At 55.6% G+C, this 24,208-nt stretch carries 22 protein-coding genes; 9 read left to right on the top strand and 13 right to left on the bottom strand.

The window, feature by feature from the left end; all coding sequences use genetic code 11:
* Positions 1 to 46 precede the first annotated feature (46 nt).
* A complete protein-coding gene (gene ydeE / locus RDN66_RS17475; protein ID WP_035895742.1) occupies positions 47 to 1,237 on the bottom strand; it encodes an efflux MFS transporter YdeE in 1,191 nt (396 codons plus the stop codon).
* Between the two features lie 195 nt (positions 1,238 to 1,432).
* Between ydeE and eamA the strand changes: the two genes are divergently transcribed.
* Positions 1,433 to 2,335 carry an O-acetylserine/cysteine exporter gene (eamA, locus tag RDN66_RS17480; RefSeq protein WP_123651965.1) on the top strand — a complete coding sequence of 301 codons (903 nt, stop codon included), beginning with the start codon at positions 1,433 to 1,435 and terminating at the stop codon, positions 2,333 to 2,335.
* A gap of 38 nt (positions 2,336 to 2,373) precedes the next feature.
* Here eamA and marB read toward each other — a convergent pair whose 3' ends face one another.
* Genes marB through marR form a run of 3 tightly spaced genes read right to left on the bottom strand, consistent with a single transcriptional unit; the run spans position 2,374 to position 3,455 of the window.
* The gene (gene marB, locus RDN66_RS17485) at positions 2,374 to 2,586 is read right to left on the bottom strand and encodes a multiple antibiotic resistance protein MarB (RefSeq protein WP_035895739.1); all 213 of its coding nucleotides are present in this window, start codon (positions 2,584 to 2,586) and stop codon (positions 2,374 to 2,376) included.
* A gap of 30 nt (positions 2,587 to 2,616) precedes the next feature.
* Positions 2,617 to 3,000 carry an MDR efflux pump AcrAB transcriptional activator MarA gene (gene marA, locus RDN66_RS17490; protein WP_035895737.1) on the bottom strand — a complete coding sequence of 128 codons (384 nt, stop codon included), beginning with the start codon at positions 2,998 to 3,000 and terminating at the stop codon, positions 2,617 to 2,619.
* Positions 3,001 to 3,020: 20 nt separating this feature from the next.
* Positions 3,021 to 3,455, bottom strand: a complete 435-nt coding sequence (marR, locus tag RDN66_RS17495; RefSeq protein WP_035895735.1) for a multiple antibiotic resistance transcriptional regulator MarR — start codon at positions 3,453 to 3,455, stop codon at positions 3,021 to 3,023.
* A 229-nt stretch (positions 3,456 to 3,684) separates the two neighbouring features.
* On the opposite strand from marR, the gene RDN66_RS17500 reads away from it, so the two are divergent.
* On the top strand, positions 3,685 to 4,353 hold the full coding sequence (locus RDN66_RS17500) for a MarC family NAAT transporter (RefSeq protein ID WP_035895733.1): 669 nt from the start codon (positions 3,685 to 3,687) through the stop codon (positions 4,351 to 4,353).
* Between the two features lie 48 nt (positions 4,354 to 4,401).
* Here the strand turns inward: RDN66_RS17500 and RDN66_RS17505 are convergent, their stop codons facing one another.
* Positions 4,402 to 5,601 carry a sugar transporter gene (locus RDN66_RS17505; RefSeq protein ID WP_035895732.1) on the bottom strand — a complete coding sequence of 400 codons (1,200 nt, stop codon included), beginning with the start codon at positions 5,599 to 5,601 and terminating at the stop codon, positions 4,402 to 4,404.
* Positions 5,602 to 5,801: 200 nt separating this feature from the next.
* Between RDN66_RS17505 and RDN66_RS17510 the strand changes: the two genes are divergently transcribed.
* Positions 5,802 to 6,590: a PhzF family phenazine biosynthesis protein gene (locus RDN66_RS17510; RefSeq protein ID WP_202217960.1), complete on the top strand. Its 789-nt coding sequence runs from the start codon at positions 5,802 to 5,804 to the stop codon at positions 6,588 to 6,590.
* An 86-nt stretch (positions 6,591 to 6,676) separates the two neighbouring features.
* On the opposite strand, the gene RDN66_RS17515 is transcribed toward RDN66_RS17510, so the two are convergent.
* From RDN66_RS17515 to RDN66_RS17530, 4 genes are all read right to left on the bottom strand, one after another.
* A complete protein-coding gene (locus tag RDN66_RS17515) occupies positions 6,677 to 8,110 on the bottom strand; it encodes an aldehyde dehydrogenase (RefSeq protein ID WP_202217961.1) in 1,434 nt (477 codons plus the stop codon).
* Between the two features lie 132 nt (positions 8,111 to 8,242).
* Complete coding sequence (locus tag RDN66_RS17520) at positions 8,243 to 10,366, bottom strand: virulence factor SrfC family protein (protein ID WP_202217962.1); 2,124 nt, start codon at positions 10,364 to 10,366, stop codon at positions 8,243 to 8,245.
* Positions 10,363 to 13,344, bottom strand: a complete 2,982-nt coding sequence (locus RDN66_RS17525; RefSeq protein ID WP_202217963.1) for a virulence factor SrfB — start codon at positions 13,342 to 13,344, stop codon at positions 10,363 to 10,365. Before RDN66_RS17525 ends, RDN66_RS17520 begins: the two co-directional genes overlap by 4 nt.
* Positions 13,345 to 13,347: 3 nt before the next feature.
* Positions 13,348 to 14,682, bottom strand: a complete 1,335-nt coding sequence (locus RDN66_RS17530) for an SrfA family protein (protein WP_202217964.1) — start codon at positions 14,680 to 14,682, stop codon at positions 13,348 to 13,350.
* A gap of 257 nt (positions 14,683 to 14,939) precedes the next feature.
* Here RDN66_RS17530 and RDN66_RS17535 point away from each other — a divergent pair, with 257 nt between their 5' ends.
* The gene (locus RDN66_RS17535; protein WP_202217965.1) at positions 14,940 to 16,547 is read left to right on the top strand and encodes an ABC transporter substrate-binding protein; all 1,608 of its coding nucleotides are present in this window, start codon (positions 14,940 to 14,942) and stop codon (positions 16,545 to 16,547) included.
* A 9-nt stretch (positions 16,548 to 16,556) separates the two neighbouring features.
* Positions 16,557 to 16,790, top strand: a complete 234-nt coding sequence (locus RDN66_RS17540) for a DUF2526 family protein (RefSeq protein WP_035897830.1) — start codon at positions 16,557 to 16,559, stop codon at positions 16,788 to 16,790.
* A 150-nt stretch (positions 16,791 to 16,940) separates the two neighbouring features.
* On the opposite strand, the gene RDN66_RS17545 is transcribed toward RDN66_RS17540, so the two are convergent.
* On the bottom strand, positions 16,941 to 17,390 hold the full coding sequence (locus RDN66_RS17545; RefSeq protein WP_123651973.1) for a DMT family transporter: 450 nt from the start codon (positions 17,388 to 17,390) through the stop codon (positions 16,941 to 16,943).
* Entirely contained in the window at positions 17,387 to 17,905 is a 519-nt protein-coding gene (locus RDN66_RS17550) for a GNAT family N-acetyltransferase (protein ID WP_202217966.1), read from the bottom strand. Before RDN66_RS17550 ends, RDN66_RS17545 begins: the two co-directional genes overlap by 4 nt.
* Before the next feature lie 40 nt (positions 17,906 to 17,945).
* Here RDN66_RS17550 and RDN66_RS17555 point away from each other — a divergent pair, with 40 nt between their 5' ends.
* Both RDN66_RS17555 and RDN66_RS17560 read left to right on the top strand, forming a co-directional pair.
* Positions 17,946 to 18,518, top strand: coding sequence for an XRE family transcriptional regulator (locus RDN66_RS17555; protein WP_248538843.1), 573 nt, complete (start codon positions 17,946 to 17,948; stop codon positions 18,516 to 18,518).
* Between the two features lie 171 nt (positions 18,519 to 18,689).
* Positions 18,690 to 19,349: a GntR family transcriptional regulator gene (locus tag RDN66_RS17560; RefSeq protein ID WP_308538077.1), complete on the top strand. Its 660-nt coding sequence runs from the start codon at positions 18,690 to 18,692 to the stop codon at positions 19,347 to 19,349.
* Positions 19,350 to 19,400: 51 nt separating this feature from the next.
* Here the strand turns inward: RDN66_RS17560 and pqqU are convergent, their stop codons facing one another.
* Positions 19,401 to 21,512, bottom strand: coding sequence for a TonB-dependent receptor PqqU (pqqU, locus tag RDN66_RS17565; RefSeq protein WP_308538078.1), 2,112 nt, complete (start codon positions 21,510 to 21,512; stop codon positions 19,401 to 19,403).
* A gap of 256 nt (positions 21,513 to 21,768) precedes the next feature.
* On the opposite strand from pqqU, the gene RDN66_RS17570 reads away from it, so the two are divergent.
* Together RDN66_RS17570 and RDN66_RS17575 are read left to right on the top strand one after the other, a co-directional pair.
* Positions 21,769 to 22,833, top strand: coding sequence for a YncE family protein (locus tag RDN66_RS17570; RefSeq protein ID WP_308538079.1), 1,065 nt, complete (start codon positions 21,769 to 21,771; stop codon positions 22,831 to 22,833).
* Between the two features lie 144 nt (positions 22,834 to 22,977).
* A complete protein-coding gene (locus RDN66_RS17575; RefSeq protein WP_035897298.1) occupies positions 22,978 to 23,199 on the top strand; it encodes a YgdI/YgdR family lipoprotein in 222 nt (73 codons plus the stop codon).
* 12 nt (positions 23,200 to 23,211) lie between these two features.
* Here RDN66_RS17575 and feaR read toward each other — a convergent pair whose 3' ends face one another.
* Positions 23,212 to 24,120, bottom strand: coding sequence for a transcriptional regulator FeaR (gene feaR / locus RDN66_RS17580; protein ID WP_123651979.1), 909 nt, complete (start codon positions 24,118 to 24,120; stop codon positions 23,212 to 23,214).
* Positions 24,121 to 24,208: the final 88 nt, after the last annotated feature.

The following is a 24,208-nucleotide window of genomic DNA, read 5'->3' on the forward strand; positions in this document are numbered from 1 at the left end:
AAACGGGTAGCCCGGGCGAGGCGGAACGCCGACCCCGGGAAACCCTTCACGCAACGCTAACCGTCGCTCCCCAGGAACTGGCCTTAATGCCGCGAATAATCAGCCACCACGCCAGCACGATAACCACCATCATAATAGGGAACAGCGCGTAAGGCGCGAAATGCGTCAGTATCTGCCCGGTCAACAGCGGGTTCAGCGCAGCACCAAGCCAGCCCAGCGCTTGTGCAGAGAAATAGCTGGCCTTCATGCCCGGTGGGGCAATGTTATCAATCAGCATATATTCACCCGGCGCGTAAATAACCTCACCCAGCGTAAAGACCGCCGCTGCCAGCCCCCAGAACAGAAGGTTGCTTCCCGATATCATAAAACCGGCCAGACCCAGCACATAACACAGGGTGCCGAAGGTCATTAGCGGTTTCAGATTGCTGGCCGTTAAGCGGCGACCGATGGCGTACTGCAACGTCACCACCACCGCGGCGTTAACCGGCAGGATCACCGCCACCACTTTCTCGGCAAAAGTGCTATCGCCAAACGTCAGAACGTACTGCGACATACAGGTGGCGAATGAGCCGCCAACGAACGAGGCCAGCAGGCCGGAAAGGGTAAACCACAGCAGCGCCCGGTCGTGCAACAGCACGGACGGCGACCAGGCCACCGGTGTCTCCGTCATTTCAGCGGAATTGACGCGTACCACGTAGCGCTGGATAAACAGCAGCGGGAACGCAGCGCAAATCGCCGCCAGCCAGAACGGCAGGTTAATGCTGTACATCACCAGCAGCGTGCCAATCGGCGGGCCAATGGTCCAGCCAATATTGAGGAAGGTGTAGTTAAGCGAAAAGATGCGCGCTTTGGTCGTTGCCGTCAGCGTATCGGAGAAATACGCCTTCAGAACGGTTGAGAAAACCGAGTACGAGCAGTTGATCAGCGAGAAAAAGAACACCACCAGCGGCACGTTGTGTACTAGCGGGATCGCGACAAAACCGGCGATAAAAAACGTCACGGCTATCAGCATATAGCGTTTCTTATCGAACTTGTCCGCCAGAATACCGAAGCCAAGGCTAAAGATGACGCCGACTACCAGGGCGATGGACAGCGCATAGCCGATAGCGTCTACCTTCATTGCGTACTGCCGCGTGAGGTAAATAGTCATAAACGGCAGCGTTGCACCGCGCCCGATGGTTAATAGTAACGACGAGGCCAGCAGCGCAATCGTGGATCGTCTGGTTGTTGGTTTCATTTTCCTGCCCGAGAGATGTGGTTGTGTTTTTTTTTGTTATCTCTTTCACAAATATCACGCCATAAGAAGCTTGTATAGATAAGTCCGTGTCGGGAAGTGCGATCGCAGCCTGCCAGAAATAATGATCTATTCCTGGGCTGAATTTTTCGTTACTTTGAATGTGTTTACATAAATTTAAAAAACGGTGGAGCGTGTATGACGCGTAAAGATGGGCTTCTAGCACTGCTGGTAGTGGTGGTATGGGGACTGAATTTTGTGGTTATCAAAGTTGGGCTGCATGGCATGCCGCCGCTGCTGCTGGCGGGACTTCGCTTCCTGTTTGTCGCCTTTCCTGCGCTGTTCTTTGTGCCGCGCCCCCGTGTACCGCTGCCGTTGTTGCTGGGCTATGCGCTGACCATCAGCTTTGGCCAGTTTGCCTTCTTGTTCTGCGCCATTAACTTCGGCATGCCAGCCGGATTAGCGTCACTGGTCCTCCAGGCGCAGGCCTTCTTTACCATCATTCTTGGGGCGTTTGTCTTCGGTGAACGCTTGCAGCGTAAGCAACTGGTGGGGATCTCGCTGGCCGTGTTTGGCGTGCTGGTGCTGATTGAGACCAGTATGACCGGGCAGCACGTGCAGCTATTGGGCTTTATGCTGACGCTGGGCGCCGCACTTTGTTGGGCGTGCGGCAATATCTTCAACAAAAAGATTATGCTGCACCCGTCGAAAACCGGCGTGATGTCGCTGGTGGTATGGAGCGCGCTGATTCCGATAGGGCCGTTTATGCTGAGCTCATGGGTGTTCGAAGGCCCACACCTGATGGCGCAAAGCCTCATTCATATTAATCTCACCACCGTGCTGTCGCTGGCCTACCTCTCTTTTGTTGCGAGTATCATTGGCTATGGGATATGGGGCTCACTGCTGGGGCGTTATGAAACCTGGCGCGTGGCACCGCTGTCGTTGCTGGTACCGGTGGTTGGGCTGGCTAGCGCAGCGCTGCTGCTGGATGAGACGCTGACGGCCATGCAATTGGTGGGCGCACTGCTGATTATGGCCGGGCTGTTGATTAACGTCTTTGGTCTGAAGATCCCGGGATTTCGCCGAGCGGTGAAGGGATAGGGCAATAAAAAAGCCCCGCCGGAGCGGGGCAACAGCGTTTAGCGATTGTTATCGTTGTAATACGGTACGCCCAGTTCATCTGATTTATCGCTACCGGCGGCCATATGATTAAAATCAAACGGCGACTGGTTGCTGGCAGAAGGCATCAGCATGGTTTGATGGGCGTTATTTTGTGCCGGTAGTTGTTCCGCATAGCTTACGCTTGCGGCCATCGTCAGGGTGACGAGAGCAACGGCAGCGAACAGTTTCATTCTTTCCTCGATACGTCTTATTGCAGGCGATTAGCAGACACAGTGATTAATAGGGAACAGGTAGCGAGAGTCTTCACGCATATTCGTTACGCGATACTTGTGCGGTGGCACATCAAAGTAGTTTTTAAACGTTCGCGTCAGCGTCTGCTGCGATTCAAAACCGTAACGTTCGGCCAGATAGAGAATGGGCTCATTGCCTTCTTTTAACTTCTGGGCGATTTCCGTCAGCTTACGGGTGCGGATGTACTGACCTAATGAATGACCGGTCTCTTTTTTGAACATCCGCTGCAGGTGCCATTTTGAGTAACCAGAACGCTCTGACACTTTTTCCAGTGACAGCGGTGATTCCAGGTTATCCTCGATCCAGTCCAAAATGCTATGAATAGTAATAGCGTCAGTGTTACGTCTGGACATCGTCTTACCTCTTCTTCTGTTTACGGCAATATTTTTTTAAGGAGAAGTTCGAGCGTCGCAACTTCATTTGCCGTTAAGTTTTTTGTTAATTCCTGGTGCAGGTTTTGCCCAACGAGCTGGTGGCATTGTTCACAAATAGTGGCGCCTTCTGGCGTCAGTTGAATCAATACACCCCGCTTGTCGTTTGGATTAGGTAACCGGGCTATCCAGCCCCGACACAGCAAACGATCAAGCATGCGAGTGAGCGCGCCCAGATCCACCGACAGGGTCTTTTTCAACTCCACGGGAGTGATACTGCCTTTGCAGCGAATAGAGCAAAGCACTCTGAACTGCGAAGCGGTAATGTCTTCTGGCGATAAATGCTCGTTGAGTAAGCGATCTTTTTTCTGGTTAACCATGTGAATCAGATGCCCAAGTGGAATCATTTCATTGAAGAGATCGCTTGTGCTGTTCACAGTGGTTGCCCTGGCAAGTACTTTAGTTGCGGTGGATATTATTTCTCATGCAACCATAAGTCAACTGAATGAATGGAGCGATGCCACGAATTGCTAAAACGGTTCAGACAGCCATAAATAGGATATCCTGTACTTAGCCTTCCCGAAGCCAGATATGCTGCGCTGGTGGGGAATGGCCTGGTGTACAGCATGTATTTTTTCGTCAAACAGACAGGATTTTGAGACGTTTATGAAGGAACTTATTCAGGCAATTGGGCTTGGGCTGGTGGTATTACTGCCGCTGGCAAACCCTTTAACGACCGTAGCGCTGTTCCTCGGGCTCTCGGGTAATATGAACAGCGCAGAGCGCAACCGGCAGTCGCTGATGGCCTCGGTGTACGTCTTCGCCATTATGATGGTGGCCTATTATGCGGGCCAGGTGGTGATGAATACATTCGGGATATCAATACCTGGGCTGCGTATCGCCGGGGGCTTGATTGTCGCCTTTATTGGTTTCCGCATGCTGTTCCCGCAGCAGAAGGCGCATGACTCGCCGGAGGCGCGCAGCAAATCAGAAGAGCTGGAGGATGAGCCGACCGCGAATATTGCATTTGTGCCGCTCGCCATGCCAAGCACCGCAGGCCCAGGAACGATTGCCATGATCATCAGTTCCGCCTCGACGGTAAAACATGGCGCCAACTTCCCGGATTGGGTGATTCTGGTAGCACCGCCGATTATCTTTGCGCTGGTGGGGGTCATTCTGTGGGGATGTTTACGCAGTTCAGGGGCGATTATGCGTCTGGTCGGGAAAGGGGGCATTGAAGCCATTTCCCGTCTGATGGGCTTCCTGCTGGTGTGTATGGGCGTGCAGTTTATTATTAACGGCGTGCTGGAAATTATTACGACGTATCACGCGTAAGGTTTCCCCGGCCGGGCTACGTTCAGCGTTGTAGCCCGGCTGAGCGCATCAATGCTGATGCGCCTGTTCCTCTAACGATGCCGCAGGCCAGCGGCGGAAAATCACTACCGACCAGATAAGCGCCGCGAGTGCCGGTACGGCGCCCACATAGCCAATCGACGACATCGACAAATGGGTACTGATCTGGCTTCCAAGCAGCGCACCTGCGCCAATCCCAAGATTAAAAATCCCGGAAAATAGCGACATCGCCACGTCGGTAGCATCCGGTGCCAGCGCCAGCACTTTCACCTGCATACCGAGACCGATAACCATAATGGCGATGCCCCAGAAGATGCTTAACACTGCCAGGTGCGCCGCATCCTGCGCCGCGGGAAGCAACAACAGCAGACAGGCAAGCAGCAAGCCAATTGCGCTGCTGATTAACCCCGATGCGTGCAGATTGCCCAGTTTGCCAAAAATCACGCTGCCAATAATCCCCGCACCGCCAAGCACCAGCAGCAGAATGGTCGCAAAGTTGCCGCTCAGCCCGGCGACGGTCTGCACAAACGGTTCAATATAGCTGTAGGCGGTATAATGCGCGGTCACCACTACCACGGTAAGCAAATAGATGCTCACCAGCGCCGGGCGACGGAACAGCAACGGCAGGCTTTTCAGTGAACCGGAGTGTTCGCTTGGCAGGCGCGGCAGCAGTTTTATCAGCGCCAGCATGGTTATCAACGCACCCACGCCAATGGCAAAGAAGGTGGTTCGCCAACCGAAGTACTGGCCCACGATACGGCCAAGCGGGATCCCAAATACCATCGCCAGCGCCGTACCGGTGGCCAGCAGGCTCAGCGCCTGAGCGCGTTTACCGGCGGGAGCCATGCGAATGGCTAAAGAGGCGGTAATTGACCAGAACACCGCGTGGGCAAAGGCAATACCGATACGGCTGATAACCAGCACGGTAAAGTTCCACGCAAGGAACGACAGCACGTGGCTGGCAATGAATAAGACAAACAGCCCAATCAATAGCTTACGGCGTTCAATCTGGCTGGTGAGCAGCATAAAAGGCAGTGACATCAGCGCCACGACCCAGGCGTAGATGGTCAGCATAATGCCCACCTGCGCCGTTTCCATACCGAAGCTGCTGGCTATATCAGACAGCAGGCCAACCGGCACAAATTCAGTGGTATTGAAGATAAAAGCAGCGATAGCCAGCGTGACTACCCGAAGCCACGCGATCCGACGAGAGACCGTGTTTGTTGTCATAAAAATGCACCGGGAGCGTTAGAAAAAAGAAGAGACGTACGATCTTAAAGCGAATAATGCGGCAAATACAATCGTTTTGTGACATACCTCTCATTATTATATTTGTGTGACGTTGTCACCTTTTGCAAAAACAAAGAGACTTGTCGATGTTAATTTTTTGTGTCAGTTTGCTATGACGCACTGATGACGAGGGAATACGCATGCACGAGATTGATTTTTATATGGTTGATGCCTTCAGCGACCGGGCTTTTGGCGGCAACGCGGCGGCGGTCTGCCTGCTGGATGACTGGCTACCCGATGAAACGCTATTGAGAATGGCTCAGCAACATAATCAATCGGAAACGGCGTTTATCGTGAAACAACGCAGCGGTTTCTCCCTGCGCTGGTTTACGACCCAAAATGAAGTCAATCTTTGTGGTCATGCCACGCTTGCTAGCGCGCATGTTGTCTTTCAGCACCTTCACTATCCCGATGAACGCGTTCACTTCGAGACGCTCTCCGGGCGCCTAACCGTCTCTCGACGCGAAGCATGGCTGACGCTGGATTTCCCAGCCTGCCCAACCCACGACGCCGTGCCGCCAGCAGACATGCTGCAAGCGCTTGACCTGAGCCACTATGTGAATGCACGCAAAGGTCGTGCTTGGGTTATTGAGCTTGAGAGCCGCCAGCAAGTTGAAGCGCTGAAACCGAATATCAGCGCGATGATCCCTGGCGAACATAAGGTCTCCGTGACGGCACCAGGCGACGGTGAATACGATTTTGTCAGCCGATTTTTCTCTCCGGGAGAAGCGGTGTGGGAAGATCCGGTTACCGGTTCTGCGCATACCATGCTAATCCCATACTGGGGTGAAAAATTGGCTAAAACGCAGATGTTGGCGCGGCAGGTTTCTGCGCGAGGCGGTGATATCCGCTGTGAATGGGTGGGAGAGCGAGTGTTGATGAGCGGCGTCGCGCGAACCTATTTACAGGGCAAAGTGTTGCTGGATTAGCGTAGGCTGCCGGCCAATAAACCGCGTGACATGGTTTATTGGCTTTGCGAAAGGACGATTGGCATGTCACGAATGCTAAAAATTCACTAGAACGGCAGCTTTCGCGGCTGCGTCTGCATTGTCACCCAGCGCAGTTCCGTAAATTCATGTATCCCCGCTCGACCACCAAAGCGTCCGTATCCAGAATCTTTGGTGCCGCCAAACGGCATTTGGGCTTCATCGTGGACCGTAGGGCCATTGATGTGACAGATTCCGGTTTGTAGAGCCTGCGCCACGTTCCACGCGCGGGCGGTATCCCGACTGTAGACGGCGGATGAAAGCCCGTAGGCGCTGTCATTGGCTATCCGCACGGCATCCTGTTGGTCATTCGCACGTATAACGGCTTTCACCGGACCGAATGACTCCTCGTGCCAGATACGCATAGCCGGTGTGACGCCATCAAGCAGCGTGGCGGACATGAATGTTGACTCCGCTTTCCCACCGGTCAATAGCGTCGCACCTTGGGCCAGCGCGTCATCAATCAGCGCATTACAGCGCTCCACGGTTTTGTTATCCACTACCGAACCCAGTACGCCATTCGGCAGCGCATTGACCCGTTTAACGAGCGCCTGAATAAACGGTTCGGCAACCGCCTGCTCAACGATAATGCGCTCGGTCGACATACAGATCTGCCCAGCGTTAGCAAAGGCTCCGAAGGTCGCGCCAGCGGCGGCCTGGTCGATATCCGCGTCATCCAGCACCAGCAACGGCGCTTTACCGCCGAGTTCGAGCACCACCGGCTTAAGGTGTTTAGCACAGGTCTGGGCAATGATTCGCCCAACCGGCGTAGAGCCGGTGAAGTTAATCCGCCGTACGCCGGGGTGGGCAATTAAGGTCTCAACCAGCGCGGGAGCATCCTGCGGCGCACAGGTAAGATAGTTCACCACGCCTGCCGGGAAGCCCGCCGCTGCCAGCGAGGCAATAATCAACCCTTGTGTCGCCGGTGAAAGTTCGGAGCCTTTAAGGATCACCGTATTGCCGCAGGCAAGCGGCGTGGCGATAGCGCGTACCGCCAGAATAATCGGCGCATTCCACGGCGCCATACCGAGCACGACGCCCGCGCCCTGGCGGGTGGCCATCGCCAGATTACCGGGAATATTTGACGGGATCACCTGACCGTCAATCTGCGTGGTCAGCGCCGCGGCTTCGCGCAGAATATCAGCCCCGAGGTGCACATTGAACCCCGCCCAGTGCGGCGTAGCGCCGGTTTCGGCGTTCATGGTAGCGACAAACTGCTCGCTGCGTTTTTCCAACTCATCCGCGGCGGCCAGCAGCAGACGGCGACGCTCACCTGGCGACGTATCGCGCCACTGTGGAAACGCGGCGGCGGCGGCATCGGCGGTGCGGGTGGCATCTTTCAGCGTGGCGGCAGGCGCAATGCTCGCCGTCTCTTGGGTGACCGGATTCTGGCGTGTGAAGGTGGCGGCGTTTTGCGCGGCGCAGGCTTCGCCGCGAATAAATAGGGTACAGGTGATGGTCATGGTGGCCTCTTATCGACTCGGGTTATTTATCGAGTGTAAAGAGGCTCCCGCGGGTTGAATATCCGTGATGCGGATTTCGCACGTTTTTTTTCAGCTTTTGAAAGCGGTTCACATCCTTGTGCCGCCGAGGGGTTACCGGAGAATCGTTTGTAGCGTTTGCTGTGCGTCACGGTTTAATGCCAGCGGGTTAACGGCTTCACCTGGTTCGGTGCTGCGCGCATAAAGCGCTACCAGCCAATCATAAACGTAGCGCGTTGCGGCATGTACCGGCTGCTCACCTAGCTGGGTAAGACGCACACGGGATGGCGCGGCGGGGAGGGCGAAAATGGCCTCACCTTTGGCGATGCGGCTTGCCGGGCGTTGCGACACAGGTTGCTCTGCGTAGCCCAGCCAGTTAATGAAGTTGCCGATAATAGCCCGAAGCTGTGCGGCACCGGCCTGCTGTTCGGCGCTGGCGCGTCGCAGCTGCTGCGCCAGCGCCAGACGCTGGCTGGCAACGAGAAGCGATAAGGCGAGCTGCTGCTGCGAATCGGCGCTGAGCAGGGCATGTGGCTGACGGCTCCATTGACGTAAATGTTTACACCACAGCGCGTAGGCCTGCGAGCCATGATCCTGATGAACCAGCGTATTTTCCATCACCGATTCTGGTGCGGCGAACAGGTCTACCGCATCATTAAACAGGCCGCTGACTTTCTCTTCGCGCTGCTGCTGAACCTGGCAAAGGGCATCGAATGCCGCAAGTTCAGGCAGTAGGCTTTCCAGCAGCTCACCATGGCGTGCGGCGTGCGTCTGTAGTTCGCGGATCATGGCTTCGACTTTTGCGGTGTCTGGCTGCGCCGGAGCCAGCAGCGGCTGGCACAGCGTGCGTAACTGTTGCTGACGGGCAGTCGCCATCGCGGCGAAACGACGCTGGCGTAATTCTGACTGTGAGGCCTGAGACAGCCACTCAATCAGGCGCTGTAGGCTACTGTGATCGAGCGCTTGCAGGGTTCCCCAATGCTGACCGGGTTTGCCCACCAACTGTTGGATCGCTTCATCGAAATGACGTTTATGCACGAAGCGGTCGTCTTCCGGCGTAATGGCCCACACCAGACCCGGCAGTTTATTCTCCTGCACGGGTTGAGTTTCGGTTACCCAACGCAGCAGCGTTTTTGCGGTGTCCGGAATCGCCGTTCGCTGGGCGGTGGCGTTACAGGTGAGCAGAATGTCCGGCTGCTGTTGCTGGCGGTAGTAATCCAGCAACCAGCGGCATTTGCAGACCCATAGCGGAGACGCTTCATCCCGTGGTGGTACGGGAATATCGATAATATCGACGTTATCCAGCACGCCGTGTTCGGTGCTGAGCACCAGTTCCAGCGTAAGCTGCGCCAGCGTCGTGACCGGCACACTGACGGCGTTCTGGTAGCCGTCGTGGGTTAAGGGATGCACCAGAACGGCATCGTCGGTTTCGCCACCCGGCGTTAAGAAAGCATCCATCGGCAGGGCGAACGCATCAACCAGCAGGCTCAGCGGCGCCATCACTTCCCGGCGATTGCCCAACTGATGCAGCGTATGGGCAAGCGTTAACCACTGCTGGGTAAGTTCCTGTTGTTCACCCCACAGCAACGACCAGGCGCGAGCGCGAGCGCTGAGATCCAAAGACGGCAGCAGGTGAGCAAACTGATACCACAGCGCATCATCAATCTGCTGATAGGCCGTTGGCAGCGTGTCGCGCCAGAATCGGCTGATGGTGGCTATGTCCGTCGCCGTCAGACCTGGAACCGGCTGCGGCTGGCGTAAACTTTGCCAGCCGCGCAGGCGTTGGGCGATAACGCTGCTGTCCGGAGGACGGACATCGCCGCGCTGCCAGGCGTGGGTGATAAATAGTTGAACCAGCTCCGCTTCGCTAATCAGTTTTAGGCGCAGCGGGAAGGCATCGTCCGGCGTGGACTGATCTCGGCTAAAGCGCAGCGCCATTTGCGTCAGGCTATGGCCCGGATTGATGTGGCTGAAGTAGTCGAGCGTTTTGCTACCGCTTTGCACCGTCAAGCGACCTTCGCCGCTGCCGCATAGCGTACGGAGAAGATGCGCTTTAGACGGCTGTGAATGGCCGAACAGCGCGATACTGGCGCGGCGCGCTATCGCCTGTTGGTGCGTTTGCTGCTGCGCGTCAAGAGCCAGCAGCCGAATAAGCAGGGCATCTGCATCATCATCCAGCGCCGGATGCGCGTGTCGCTCGGTGGCGAGCCAGTCCATTACTGCGTGTACGGTGGTCATTTCAGGAATACGCTCCCGCTATCAATCCAGTAGTGGCTGCCGCTATGACGGCGGTCGGCCAACGTATTTAGCTTCAGGGTCAGCGCATCCGGTGAGACCGGCGTGCCGTCCTGCAACCACGCATCGCTGAGCACGAATGCCTGTGGCGCTTCGCTTTTGCTCCCGCCCTGAAGTTTCAGTCGTACCTGCAGTACGCCGTCACCGGCGATGGCGCGGGCCAGTTCCGGCGAGTTGATACTCAGGGTGTAGAGCGGCGTGGCTGGCCAGCGGGTATTCGCCAGCTGACGGAAGCCGAGGGTGACGTTGCCGCGCAGCGGAAAGTGCAGACGGGCGTCGAGCTTCGCGCCGGGCTTATCGAGGTCGAGATCCTGATACCAGATATTCTCATCGCGCAGCGTATTGACGGTTTTATCCAGTACGCCCAGATAGCGCACGGTGGAATAGGCGCCGATATCTGCCGCTTTAAAGTTAAAGTGCGGCAGACGAAGGTCCAGCGCCAGGCTGCACAGCATCGCGCCGACGGCGGCGGTGGATTTGGGGTTGCCAATACGCCCTTGCTGGCTGAACGGATACCACTCGTGAACGTGGTATTTATCCAGCCAGACCATGCGGTTAACCGGTACCGGCTGGAGGTAGCGAATCAGCGCCTGGACGCCCGGCAGGCAGCCAGGACGCCCGGTTACCAGCAGCACGTCGCAGCGGTAATGGGAAATGGCCTCACACAGCGCGTGTAGCGGACCCGCAAGGGTAAATTCGCCTGCCAGCATGGCTGACTGGAGGGTGCTGAAGGTGACTTCCAATGGTACGGCAAGCAGGTCAAACGGCGCGCTTCCGGCAGGCAGGGCGTGTTCGATGGCCTGCCCGACATAGTTCATGACGTTACGGGTTGGCGTTTGCGTCAGTAATTCACCAAAGGTGGCATGCAACCCGGCCAGCGGGTCCTGTACATCGCTCTGCTCCCACGCCGCGAGAATCGCGTGGCCTATCGGCATAAACAGTTGCAAGGTGGTCTGCTGGCGCAGCACTGCCTGCGTGTCTAAGCGACCTGAATCGCCAAACAGCGTAGCCATCAGCGCCTGGGCATCGGCGACGCCCGATTTTTGCAGCTGGGTTTGCAGCGCGGGCAGGACGCAACGCTGAATAATATCCAGCAGCACATCATCACCGGCAATTTTGAACCCTTCGCGGAACAGCAGCTGCGGGGTGATTTTGACGTTGCCGCCGATACCGTCATCTAACTGGTACTCGGCGATGGCCATATCGGTGGTGCCGCCACCGAGATCCAGTGAGGCAACGCGCAGCGTACGGCCAGCCGTTTCACCGGCTTCGGGTTGGCGGTCCGGGCGGGCCATCGCGGTGAAGAGCGCTTCGGTTTGTCCGGCAAAATGGGAAATGGCTTCGTTGTACAACCACACCAGCTGACCGCAGCTGGCTTCATCCCATTCCATATGAATTTTCGGAATCGGCACGACGCTCTTTTCCTGCAGGCGAACGTTAGCAAAATCGTCGTCCTGCGGGTGCCAGCCCATGGCTTTCCATACCAGCGCAATGGCTTCAAACATGCGGCGACGGAAAATCTCGCGCTCCTGCTTCGGCATCGCCGACGGCAGGGTGAGGATAAGCGTACGTAGCTGGCGTGGCGAAGCCGGGAAGCCCAGACGCAGACGGGTAGCCACGCTGTTAATTTGCCCCAGCGCCTGCGCCAGCAGCTCGCAGAGCATGTGGGTCATCAGGGTGCTGCGGCTATACTGCGGCGAGAAGACCGGCATGCGCTCGTCCGGCGGCAGGGTAAACAGTGGCTGGCCCTCATCATTCATCAGGTTCATCAACGGGAAGGCCGTCGCCAGCGGTTCGCGCTGGGTTTTGCCGTTCATCTGGCTAAAGCGCCAGTCCTGGACCGTTGGAGTTTCATCCCACAGGTAGCGGCGCGGGCTGGAGATGCCGCTGTAGCCTTCGGTGCCGGAGCGCTGCATTGCCAGCTTGCGGGCTTCATCGCCCACACGCACCAGAGATGGCCAGATAAAGGCGTCTTCGCGCCCGCTTTCGACGGAGAAGTGCTGCTTGCCAAAGCGGGATTCTGAGAACTCGACTCGGCTGGTAAACAGCGGTTCGTTCAGATATTGCGGCTCGCTTAGCGAGCGTACCTGTAGCTCGGCGGTCTGACGCAGGCCGTCATTGGCATCGCCGTGATCTTCGATGATCACGCCGCAGGTGTGGGTGTTGCCCACGTCCAGAATTAAATCCACCGGGATTGCAGGCGTGCTGAGGGTGGCGGTGACCATTTTAATTTCCGGCACCGTCAGCTGTTCGCCGAGCAGCGCCAGGATGTTCATCCAGTGGCCCTGATATTCAAAGCTACGCAGCGCCTGGGCAATATCACGTTCGCTTCGGGCTTCATGAGCGGTAGTGGTGTGCTGGAACACTTCGCGCAGCCAGCCGTCAATCCAGGTCTGATCGAGGAAGTCGGCAATTTCATTATCGCGCCAGGCCAACGCAAAACGGGTGCCGTTCAGCAGATCGCCAGCGACCGGGGAGAGCGACATCGCATCGTCCGGGCTTATCTGGCTGTCGAACGCCAGCGTTACGCGGTGAGTGTTGCCCGCGCTGTCCGGTTCTGCGAGCTTTCTTATCTGCACGCGAGCCCAGTTATCCGGCCCTTCAACGAAGGTCCGTGGCGGGTTAAAGCGCAGGAACGGCAGCGGCAGCCAGACGCCGTCGAGCAGCGTCAGCGAGTGGTGCAGGGCAAGCGTGGATTCGGGCTTAACTACTTCAGGCGCGCGACCGGGCTCACCCGGCAGCGTATAGCGCTGATTGACCACGTCATAATCAAGGCGCAACAGGGGGCCGTTGGCGGTTTTGCGCACGAAGCGCCCGTGCTGCAACGACTCTTGTGGACTCAGGCCGAAATCCAGGAACTGTACGCCGCTGTTGGCAATCAGCGTAACGCTCTGTTTGTAATCGCAAAGGGTGACCAACATGGCTTAGGCTCCCGTCTTTTTAAAGGTCAACGGCACGACGGTTTTAGTATCAAACCGTGCGGTGCAGACGGCGACGTTGCTGTTGCCAGGCTTGCAGCTAATTTCCGGCAGCGGATAGCGTGCGCCGTCGCTGCACTGCGCGTTACCGCGGCTCTTTATCATCAACTCGCCGTTTTGATGCAGGCCAGAGAAGACCGCCGCTTTGCAGACGATACTGCCTTCACGCACCACGCGAGCGGTGCCTTTGTTGTTCTGAATCTGATAACGCAGGCTTGGCGCTTTGCCACTGTGGGCGTCGCTGACGTCCATCTGGACGCGCCAGGTGCCGTTCAGGAAGCGGGTGGTTCCGGCGCGAAGCTGGTCGGCATCCATCACCATCGCATCTTTAGGAATAACGGCGATCACCACCGGTTTTTCTTCTGGCTCAACGACAGGTTCTGGCTTGACGCTCGCCTGATGCAGCGGCAGATCGCTAATTAGCATCGGCATGTCGGGCGCTTTTGGCATGGCTGGTGCAGGCACAGGCGCAGGTTCAACCTGAGCGACGGGTTCTGACTCAGCCTGCGTAGTGGGGATCATCAACGGGACGGCAATGGCTACGGCTGCAACCGCAGCGGCCAGCGGCAGCCCCCAGACCCAACGCGGACGACGCGTTTTTGGCACTGCTATTACAGCGGCAGCCGGTGTATGCGGCTCTTCGGCTTCTTCCACCGGCAGCGTATAGGCGTTTATTAATGGTTCATTGGCGGAGATAAGCGGAGCATCGGCTTCACTAAACGTGACGAGAACCTCTTCAGGCTCTTCCACTTCAGGCACTTCGGTGATTACCGGCTCTTCTTCGACTATGATTTCCGGCTCGACGTAGCGCAGGCAATCGAGCGCATCTTCACGCGCGCTTTCGTTAAGATTTACGAAGCCCCAGAAGCTGATAACTGGTTTGCCCGCTACCAGAAAGAGGTGGTTTTCGCCGGGAAACTGCAGCGATTTTTCCAGCAGCGCGCCAAAAAGCTGCTGTGCGGTTTTATCTGATTGCAGACATTTTTTACTGAGCGCTCGGGCGCTTTCTTGCAAGCTTTCTAAATAGTGTAGCGCGCGGGTGCGCTCGGCCTCATCGGCGGCTTTCCAGCCAATGATCTCGCCATCGACCGGGGAGTACCAGTCAACGCGATCGCCTTCATCATTCAGTTGCGGTATCGCCAGGCAGTCGGCCAACGCCAGCTGTTTGCGTAAACGCAGCGTTTCGCGCACCTGAAGCGCAGAATGAAATACGGTTTGCCCGCCGCCGCCTACGGCCTGAAAGTCATCAAGACTTCCACTGCGTAAAAGAGTTTTTGCCACGTTCCTGTCCCATAGACTTCTTCACGGGATTACTTTACCCAAAGCAAAAAGCAACAAACGGCGAAAGAGAGGGGTAAATAGGGTAATTCTCGCGGCATTGAATGGCTGGACTTAAGTCAAATCAAAAGACAGGCGATGAAGAAACCAGCAATAAACGGTTATTCAGCATAACCTGAGACAAATTGGTTATTTGCCAGTTATCTGCCCCTGTGCTGTTATTAAGCCGTCCATATAATAAAATCGAAAGGCTTATAACCATGATCACAGGGAACACCACGGGGAAAACGCTCCTCGCGCTGGCCTTCAGCGCGCTGTTACCGGCAAGCGCCTATGCGGCAAACACCGACACGCTGGTTTACTGTTCCGAAGCATCGCCAGAATCCTTCAACCCGCAGATTGCCAGCTCCGGCCCGTCGTTCGTGGCCAGCTCGCAGGTGCTGTATAACCGCTTGATCAACTTTGATCCGGTGAAAAATACCCCGGTGCCTTCACTGGCAACGGACTGGACCATCTCTCCGGATGGCCTGACCTATACTTTCACGCTGCGTCAGGGCGTGAAGTTCAACAGCAACAAATTCTTCAAACCAACGCGTGATTTCAACGCTGATGACGTGATTTTCTCCGTCATGCGCCAGAAAGATGTCAATCACCCGTATCACAAAGTGTCGCAGGGCAACTACGAGTACTTCAGCGATGTTGGCCTCGATAAGCTCATCAAAGAGGTGAAGAAGGTCGATGATTATCATGTCCAGTTTGTGCTGAGCGAACCGAACGCCGCGTTCCTTGCTGACTGGGGGATGGACTTCGCTTCGATTCTGTCGGCGGAATATGCCGACCAGATGATGAAAAAAGGCACGCCGGAAAACGTCGACAACTGGCCAATTGGCACCGGCCCGTACGTACTGCAACAGTACAAGGTGGATTCACAGATTCGTTACCTGGCAAACCCGAACTATTGGGACGGCGCGGTACCGACTAAGCATCTGATCTTCTCCATTACCCCAAACGTGGAAACGCGTCTGGCGAAACTGCAAACCAACGAATGCCAGATAATTCCGGCACCGTCGCCGGTTCAGTTCGACGTCATTAAGGGTAATAAAGATCTGACGCTGCATGCGGTTGAGGCACTGAACGTCGGCTATCTGGCGTTTAATACCGAGAAAAAGCCGTTTGATAACGTGCTGGTACGTCAGGCGTTAAACTACGCCACCGACAAACAGGCTATCGTTAACGCGGTGTTTATGGGCTCCGGCACCGTGGCAAAATCGCCGATCCCGCCGAACATGATGGGCTACAGCAAAGATCTCAAAGACTACAGTTACGATCCGGAAAAAGCGAAAGCGTTGCTGAAACAGGCAGGGCTTGAGAAGGGCGCGGAAGTGACCCTGTGGTCGATGCCGGTACAGCGTCCGTATAACCCGAACTCGCGCCGTATTGCGGAGATGATCCAGAACGACTGGGCGAAAGTGGGTATCAAAGCGAAGATCGTCAGCTATGAGTGGGGTGAATACCTCACCGGTATCCGCAAGGGTGAGCACGACAGCGCGCTGTACGGCTGGATGTCGGACAACGGCGATCCGGATAACTTTGCCAATACGCTGCTCGGCTGCGACAGCATTAAAACGGGCTCTAACGCCGCGCGCTGGTGCAATAAAGAGTATGATGGTCTGGTGAAAAAGGCGCTGGTGGTGAGCGACCCGGCTAAGCGTGCCGCGCTCTACGACCAGGCACAGGAGATTTTCTACCAACAGGCACCGTGGATTGCGCTGGCAAACGGCAAAACCTTCTACGCGACGCGCAGCAACATTACGGGTTATAGCGTCAGCCTGATGGGCAGCGATTTCTCGAAAGTGAAAATCAATTAAGGAGTGAATATGTCACATCTGGATGAGGTCATCGCGCGCGTGGATGCCGCGGTGCAGGAAAGCGTGATTACGCATATGAATGAATTGCTGGTGGTATTAAGCGACGATCCAGAACTGAGTCGCGAAGATCGTTTCACCCAGCAGCAGCGCCTGCGCGTGGCGATTTCACATCATGGTCAACACCTGCGCGAGCAGGAAGAGACGCGTAAAGAGCAGCTCACTTCAGGTGGGGCCATTCTTTAAGTCTGGCATTGTTCCCGGCGGCGCTTCGCTTGGCCGGGCTACCAGATTGGTTTTGTAGGCCTGATAAGCGCAGCGCCATCAGGCAGTACGGCGCGCGTTGCCGGATGGCGGCGCTGCCTTATCCGGCCTACCGCCATTCCCGGCTGTGCATCAAAACTGGCGCTTTGCTACCAGCCATGCTCCCACAATCAACATCACCGCGCCGCATACCGGCCCGATGAGCGCTCGCCAGGGTACGCCGTGGCTTCTGACGACGTCCATCACCAGCCCGCCGATGAGTTGACTCGCGACCAGCACAGCAATGGTCGTTGCCGCCCCCACGTACTGATAGCCGCTGATGCTGGCAAACACGAAGAACGACCCGAGCAGGCCGGGAATTAGCGTCCACCATTTAATGGTCGCCACCAGCTCGCTTACGCCCGCGAGCCCGTGTTTAATCAACAAAATACTGACAAACAACACGATGCCCACCAACGAGTTCAGCAGCATCGCCACCAGAATAGTGGAGGCTGACTGGGTAATACGGACCATCAGCGTATTCTGGATAACCAGCCCAATCCCGGCGGCTATCAGGAACGTCAGCGTGAGGGACTGATTCATGCCTGTCCATCCGGGTCGCTGCGATTATCGAGCTGCAGCTGCATGAAGGTGAGATCCAGCCAGCGACCAAACTTAGTCCCCACCTGCGGCATCTGCCCCGTGATGACAAAACCGTGCTTCTCGTGCAGGTGCAACGAAGCGTGGTTTTGTGATTCGATACCCGCGACCATCATGTGCTTGCCGCGACGGCGGGCCTCATCAATCAGCGCGCCGAGCAGAATATTGCCGAGCCCTTTGCCCTGGTGTTCCGGATGGACGTAGACTGAGTGTTCAACGGTGTGGCGGAAACCGTCAAAGTTACGCCAGTCGCCGTAGGAGGCATAGCCGGTTACGACACCGTTTTCTTCGCTCACCAGCACCGGGAAATGACCGAGCTGACGCGCTTCAAACCAGGCAATACGGTTATCGGTATCGACGGTTTTATCGTTCCAGATAGCGGCGGTATGGACGACCGCGTGGTTATAGATTGCCGCAATGGCGGCACAGTCTTCTTTTGTTGCAAAACGAATAGCCATGGAGTTGCACCCTGAGTGTTGTTCACTATATTATTACGATATGAATACTATTGAAGACAACTTAAATCAACGGATCGGTGCAAGAATTCGCATTGAGCGTGAGTCGCGCAGCTGGTCGCTGAGCGAATTGGCCGAGCGTGCGGGTGTCTCCCGGGCGATGATCCACAAAATTGAACGCGGCGAGAGCAGCCCAACAGCGGCGCTGCTGGCGCGGCTTTCGGGTGCCTTCAGTATCAGTATGTCGACGCTGATTGCCCGTGCAGAAATGCAGGAAGGGAAGCTGCTGCGATTTGCCGACCAGCCGGTCTGGCACGATCCGCAGACCCACTATCTGCGTCGCCACGTCTCGCCACGCGGCGAGCTTCCGGTCGATCTGGTGCAAATTGAGCTACCGGCGGGTAGCGACATCCCGATGCCCGCATCGGCCTACGCCATGGCGCGACAGCTTATCTGGATGCAGGAAGGCGAGCTGCTGTTTATGGAAGGCGATACAGCGCATCGAATGCAAACCGGAGACTGCCTTGAACTTGGGCCGCCAAACGACTGCCGTTTTATTAACGACAGCGGTAAATCCTGCACCTATCTGGTCGTCAGACTTAACGTGCCGCTGTAGTTAACGATTCAGCAGCCAGATTACATAGTTTACGCATGATTAATTTTCTATTAATTTTGCTTAAATCTAATTGTGATAAAAATATATATCGTATTTTCTGCGCAAAAAATAAAACCCCAGCTATTAATTATAAATGGTCTGGGTAAATAAATACGCGGAGTTATAATAATTATGCTGGATTTTGCCAAAGCACAACGTATCAGTTTGACACAGCAAGTAGAGAACAATATCAAGAATGCGCTTGTCATGGGGGCGTTAAAACCCGGGGAGCGATTAGTCACCCGAGAAATAGCCATAAACCAGGGCATCAGTATTACGCCGGTGCGTGAAGCGCTGCTGCGCCTGGTTTCCTTCGGGGCGCTTCAGGCAGCGCCTGCTCAGGCCTTTATGGTGCCAGCGCTAACCAACTCGGCCTATCTTGAAATTAACCGGATTCGAAAAAACCTTGAAGGGATGGCGACAGCAGCGGCCTCAGAACATATAACCGCAGATAAAATGAGGGCACTAAAGTCTCTCTCCGAAGCCTTTCATGAGGCAAAATCTGCCGGTGATGTAACCCGTATGCTGCATACTAATTATCAATTTCGATTTCAGATATACACCTATGCGGAAATGCCAACCTTAATGGCAATGATTGAACAATTATGGGTGCGAGCGGGACCAAGCCTGCATTTTTTATATTTAAATTCAATGGAACCGTTTCAGCATCAAAATGTGTATCAGCCATTGTTGGATGCGCTGGAAAAAAGGGATTCAACAGAAAGTTATTCGGCGATATGTCAAATTATTGATGAATCAACATCGTATTTGAAACAGCAGTATCGGCATTAATTTACGTCTGGAAAATACGTTTCCGGGCTGCCCCGGAAACGTCGTCATGCATTATTCAAAACGCCACGCCACATTGACGCCCACGCCGTAGTTACGACCTGGTGCCGGTTCGTAGTATCGCCCGTTAGATTCATTCACGATAACCGAGCCCACGTATTCGCGGTCAAACAGGTTATCAACGCGCCCGAAGACGTCCAGCGTCCAGTTGCTGAGATTGAACTTGTAGCCGGTATTCAGGCCAACCACGGTCCAGGACGGCGCACGGGCGGTGTTAGCATCGTTGGCCATAATATCGCCCATGTAATGCACGTCCGCACCGGCGTACCAGCCGCTTTCTGGTTCATAGCCCAGCGAAGCGAAGCCCATATTGCGGGCGATGCCTGGAATACGATTGCCGTTACAGCTGCCGTCACCACAGACATCGGTGCGGTAGGTGGCGTTAAGCCAGGTCCATGCCGCTTTGGCGCGCCAGTTTTCGGCAAACTGTTGGTCAATCGCCAGCTCAGCACCCTGACGACGGGTCTTACCGGCGTTTTTGTAGCTGGCGCGGCTGTCGGTGTTGCTGTCGGTGACTATCTCATTAGTGGTGTTGGTCTGGAACAGCGCGGCGCTGAGTAAGCCATTGCCAATACGCGTTTTGCTCCCAATCTCATAGGTCTCGTTGGTGGCAGGCTTAAGATCCAGATTCAGCCCATTTGCCGTGCCGGAACGGTAGGAGAGTTCGCTGATGGTAGGGGTTTCAAAGCCGCGGCCAACGCTGGCATAGACGTTCCATGCATCGGTAATCGCGTATTTTAACGAGCCCGCAGGCAGCCATTCGTGATAGCTGGTATCGCCGCTGCTGTCGCCGTTGCCCGTGGTGACGTAGTGATCGTTGGAGTCAAACCACACCGAGCTATAGCGCACCCCCGCGTCCAGGGTCAGCTTTTCGGTCAGCTGCCACTGGGTTTGCAGATACGGGTCGAGGTTCCACATCAGGTTGCGTTCGTTGCGGCGCAGATTACCTTTCTCGCCAAATTCTGGCGTTGAACCATTCATGACGTAGTTTTCGTAGCCCCGGCGCTTCTCGTTCATGTTTTCGTAGTTAAGCCCGGTGGTGAAGGTCACCGGAATTAACAGTTCGCCGCGGTGCGTCCAACGGGTATCGATGCCCTGATAGTGACGATCGAGGTCAATCACGCCGCCGGAGTGGCTTGGTTTCTGCTGTGGTGCATAGGGAATCGACTGATACTGCGTGGTCTGGCGCTCCCCGGCGTACATCATCACGCTCAGGTCGTCCTGCTCGCTGAGCTGGCGCTCATAGCGCAGGCCCGCCTGGGTTTGCTTCACGCTTTTACGCATATTGTACTGGTCGCCGCGCGGGGACTGCTGGCGGTCAGCGTCCATCTCACTTTTCGTCAGGCCGCCCGGATCGTTAGCTTTAATATCGACGGTGTTGAACAGCAGCGTCAGCTTGCTGACGTCGTTAATCCGTACGCCGAGTTTAGCGTTGGCGAGGTTCTTGCGCGCCGCGCTGTGATCGCGATAACCGTGGGTGGTGAATCGATTCGTCGACACCGTATAGTCAACGTCGCCCGCATGGGTACCGTCGCCCACTGCGCCGCTGGCTTTCATGCCGTAGTGCCAGGTACCATAGCTGCCGTAGTAGCTGTTGGCCTCAATGGTGGTGGGCTGCTTACCGGTCTGGGTGGTGACGTTGACCACGCCGCCGGAGGCGTTACCGTACAGCGCAGAGAAGGGGCCGCGTAGCACATCAACGTGATCGATGCTGCCGATATCGATGTTCGAGGTTTGTCCTTGACCGTCTGGCATGGTGGCCGGAATACCGTCAACGTACAGACGAATACCGCGCACGCCGAAGGTTGAACGGGAACCAAAACCACGTATAGAAAGCTGAAGATCCTGAGCATAGTTCTGACGGTTCTGTACCTGCAAACCCGGCACAGCGCCCAGCGATTCTGAAAGGTTAACCTGCGGTGCGGCGTGACGCATGTCTTCGCCGTCTACCACGCTAACGGCGGCAGGGGTATCCAGCTCAGAAACGGCCTGTGGGGCGGCGGTGACGATTAACGTTTGTTCATCATTGGCCCAGGAAAAAGGAGAAAAAACAAGCGGCAACAGCAGCGCAGGCAGCGCCACAGAGCGTACGGTTATGATTTTCATGAAAAACTCGCAAAATGTACCAAATGGAACAGACCCCAATAGGTTAATACTTTTGTAAATGTATTGAAAACTTTAGCAGCATAAATCGTTAATTTCAGGTGATGAAATAGAAACTAATTGGTTGCCAGTGGTAATAAAAGCTCCACTTTACATAAATTAATGATTACTATTCGCATCTATAAACGTAGTGCAATGACGCTGCGAAGCCAGAAGCGATGTGAAGCAGAAATCATTAAGTTCATCAAAGGGAGTCGTCATGTCATTACGTCAATTGTCCGCGCCGCGTCTGCGCCGTTCTCTGTTGTTGAGTGCTTTCCTGCTGGCGGGAAGCTTTAGCGCGCATGCCGCAGATGAAATGCTGCGTAAAGCGGTCGGCAAAGGGGCATATGAAATGGCCTACAGCCAGCAGGAAAATGCGCTGTGGCTGGCCACATCACAAAGCCGTAAAACCGATAAGGGCGGGATTGTTTATCGCCTTGACCCGGTCACGCTGGAAGTGACGCAGGTTATTCATAACGATCTCAAACCGTTTGGCGCGACGCTGAATAATCAGACTCAGACCCTGTGGTTTGGTAACACCATTAACGGTGCGGTGACCGCGATTGACGCCAAAACGGGCGACGTGAAGGGACGCCTGGTACTGGATGGCAGTGAGCGTAGCGAAACGGTTAAACCGTTGCAGCCGCGTGAACTGGCGGTGGATGAGAAAACCAATACCGTATACATCACCGGCATTGGCAAAGATGGTAGCTCCGTCTGGGTTGTTGACGGTGACAAACTGACGCTGAAAACCACCATTACCGGTACCGGAAGCTTCGGCACGGGCCTGGCGGTCGACTCGGATAAACAGCGCTTGTACGTCACCAACGGCGACGGTGAACTGGTCACCATAGATACCGCAAGCAACAAAATTCTGACCCGTCAGAAGCTGCAGGATGACGGCAAAGAGCACTTCTATATCAACATCAGCCTGGATAAAGCCGGTCAGCGTGCCTTTATCACCGACTCTAAACAGCCGGAACTGCTGGTCGTGAACCTGAAAGATGGCAAAGTGCTGTCGAAGGTAGACACCCAGGAAGGGCTGGCGGTGCAGTTTAACCCGGTTCGTAACGAAGTTTACGTGACGCAGCGTAAAGCGGGCACCGTGACGGTGATTGATGCGAAAGACTATAAAGTCACCAAAACCATCAAAACGCCAACCTTCCCGAACAGCCTGACGCTCTCCGCCGACGGTAAAACGCTGTACGTCAGCGTGAAGCAGGAATCTACCCGTCAGAAAGAGGCCACCGCGCCTGACGATGTGATTCGTATCGCGCTGTAATTTGTACGCCGGGAGGTCCATTGACCTCCCGGAAATCATCACGTTAACTTCTGTTACATCCCGTCGATACCCCATTTCACCGTATCCGGCATACAATATGCCGACTTAACCTTGCCATTGGCGGGGACAATGAACGGAGAAATGATGAAAAAGCCTTTATATTTCCTGTGCGCGGGCGCAATGCTGCTGGCGCTGGCAGGCTGTACGACTAACTACGTGATGACCACCAAAAGCGGTCAGACGATTGTGACGCAGGGTAAACCGCAGCTCGATAAAGAGACCGGCATGACCAGCTACACCGATCAGAACGGCAATGCGCGTGAAATCAACAGCAACGACGTGTCGCAGCTGGTTGAAGATAATTGATTTGAGTTTTGTTTAGCGACCACGCTTGCGGTATTCGCCTGGCGAAATACCGAACCGCTGCTTGAAGGCGGTAGAGAAATGGCTGTGGTCGCTGAACCCCCAGCGATAGCCGATGCCGGCGAGCTTTTCGTCGTCTGGCGCACGTTGTAGCGCTTGGGCGCAGAGGTCAAGACGACGGTTCTTGATATACTGCGCCACCACCAACCCTTTATCGGCAAACAGTCGGTACAGGCTTCTTACCGACATACCGGTTTCATCGGCGAGCCACTCCGGGCGCAGATGCTCTTCCTGAATCGCATCGTCAATCAGCGTCATGATCTTCTGAAACTGCTTTTCGCGCCTTGAAGGGGCGACCTCCCGCTGATGCAGCATCGGGCGCAGCAGGCACACCATCGCATCCAGCGCCGCTTCACTTTCGCTTGCCGAAAGCTGCGGGCTGCTCATGCTCTCATGCAGCAGGCGCTGGCTAAGCTGCACCATCGGCAGAGATTTATCTAAACGGGTAGCGACGCTAATTCCGCTGCCGCGCAGCTGGTTTTCCAGCAGTTGACGCGGTAGCAGCAGTGAGACCTGACGGGAGGTTTGCTGCCAGAGAATAGAGCAGGGGCGCGACGCGTCAATCAGCGTCATATCGCCGGTTTGCAGCTTCACCTGACGATCGTCCTGCTCAATATCCGCCTGACCGGCAAGCTGAAACACAGTATAGAACCAGGCATCGTTGCCGCTGCGGATCTCCTGGCGGGTGCGGAACAGATTGACGTTGCGGGTCGTAACGGTGCTGAGCTTGAGGCTGCCCGCGTAGCTGGTATCTATCTCACCATGAAAGTCGCCATCTAACGGACGTGCCGCGAAATGCCCGCACACCTGGTTGATTTTGGCCAGCCACGCCTGATATGTCTCACCGCCATTTACCGCTGCCATACGCCATCTCTGCAATGAAAATGTTTTGGTATTGTTGCATTTATGTTGCCTTTAACAAGGCTTCGCAGGGGAATATATGAAAGAACTA

The organism is uncultured Kluyvera sp., assembly GCF_902485085.1.
GTDB classification, from domain to species: Bacteria; Pseudomonadota; Gammaproteobacteria; order Enterobacterales; family Enterobacteriaceae; genus Kluyvera; species Kluyvera ascorbata.

What these genes read in the sequence shown, in the direction of transcription:
- ydeE (WP_035895742.1), bottom strand. Translation starts at nt 1,237, where the DNA reads ATGAAACCAACAACCAGACGATCCACGATTGCGCTGCTGGCCTCGTCG.
- eamA (WP_123651965.1), top strand. Translation starts at nt 1,433, where the DNA reads ATGACGCGTAAAGATGGGCTTCTAGCACTGCTGGTAGTGGTGGTATGG.
- marB (WP_035895739.1), bottom strand. Translation starts at nt 2,586, where the DNA reads ATGAAACTGTTCGCTGCCGTTGCTCTCGTCACCCTGACGATGGCCGCA.
- marA (WP_035895737.1), bottom strand. Translation starts at nt 3,000, where the DNA reads ATGTCCAGACGTAACACTGACGCTATTACTATTCATAGCATTTTGGAC.
- RDN66_RS17500 (WP_035895733.1), top strand. Translation starts at nt 3,685, where the DNA reads ATGAAGGAACTTATTCAGGCAATTGGGCTTGGGCTGGTGGTATTACTG.
- RDN66_RS17505 (WP_035895732.1), bottom strand. Translation starts at nt 5,601, where the DNA reads ATGACAACAAACACGGTCTCTCGTCGGATCGCGTGGCTTCGGGTAGTC.
- RDN66_RS17510 (WP_202217960.1), top strand. Translation starts at nt 5,802, where the DNA reads ATGCACGAGATTGATTTTTATATGGTTGATGCCTTCAGCGACCGGGCT.
- RDN66_RS17515 (WP_202217961.1), bottom strand. Translation starts at nt 8,110, where the DNA reads ATGACCATCACCTGTACCCTATTTATTCGCGGCGAAGCCTGCGCCGCG.
- RDN66_RS17520 (WP_202217962.1), bottom strand. Translation starts at nt 10,366, where the DNA reads ATGACCACCGTACACGCAGTAATGGACTGGCTCGCCACCGAGCGACAC.
- RDN66_RS17525 (WP_202217963.1), bottom strand. Translation starts at nt 13,344, where the DNA reads ATGTTGGTCACCCTTTGCGATTACAAACAGAGCGTTACGCTGATTGCC.
- RDN66_RS17535 (WP_202217965.1), top strand. Translation starts at nt 14,940, where the DNA reads ATGATCACAGGGAACACCACGGGGAAAACGCTCCTCGCGCTGGCCTTC.
- RDN66_RS17540 (WP_035897830.1), top strand. Translation starts at nt 16,557, where the DNA reads ATGTCACATCTGGATGAGGTCATCGCGCGCGTGGATGCCGCGGTGCAG.
- RDN66_RS17545 (WP_123651973.1), bottom strand. Translation starts at nt 17,390, where the DNA reads ATGAATCAGTCCCTCACGCTGACGTTCCTGATAGCCGCCGGGATTGGG.
- RDN66_RS17550 (WP_202217966.1), bottom strand. Translation starts at nt 17,905, where the DNA reads ATGGCTATTCGTTTTGCAACAAAAGAAGACTGTGCCGCCATTGCGGCA.
- RDN66_RS17555 (WP_248538843.1), top strand. Translation starts at nt 17,946, where the DNA reads ATGAATACTATTGAAGACAACTTAAATCAACGGATCGGTGCAAGAATT.
- RDN66_RS17560 (WP_308538077.1), top strand. Translation starts at nt 18,690, where the DNA reads ATGCTGGATTTTGCCAAAGCACAACGTATCAGTTTGACACAGCAAGTA.
- pqqU (WP_308538078.1), bottom strand. Translation starts at nt 21,512, where the DNA reads ATGAAAATCATAACCGTACGCTCTGTGGCGCTGCCTGCGCTGCTGTTG.
- RDN66_RS17570 (WP_308538079.1), top strand. Translation starts at nt 21,769, where the DNA reads ATGTCATTACGTCAATTGTCCGCGCCGCGTCTGCGCCGTTCTCTGTTG.
- RDN66_RS17575 (WP_035897298.1), top strand. Translation starts at nt 22,978, where the DNA reads ATGAAAAAGCCTTTATATTTCCTGTGCGCGGGCGCAATGCTGCTGGCG.
- feaR (WP_123651979.1), bottom strand. Translation starts at nt 24,120, where the DNA reads ATGGCAGCGGTAAATGGCGGTGAGACATATCAGGCGTGGCTGGCCAAA.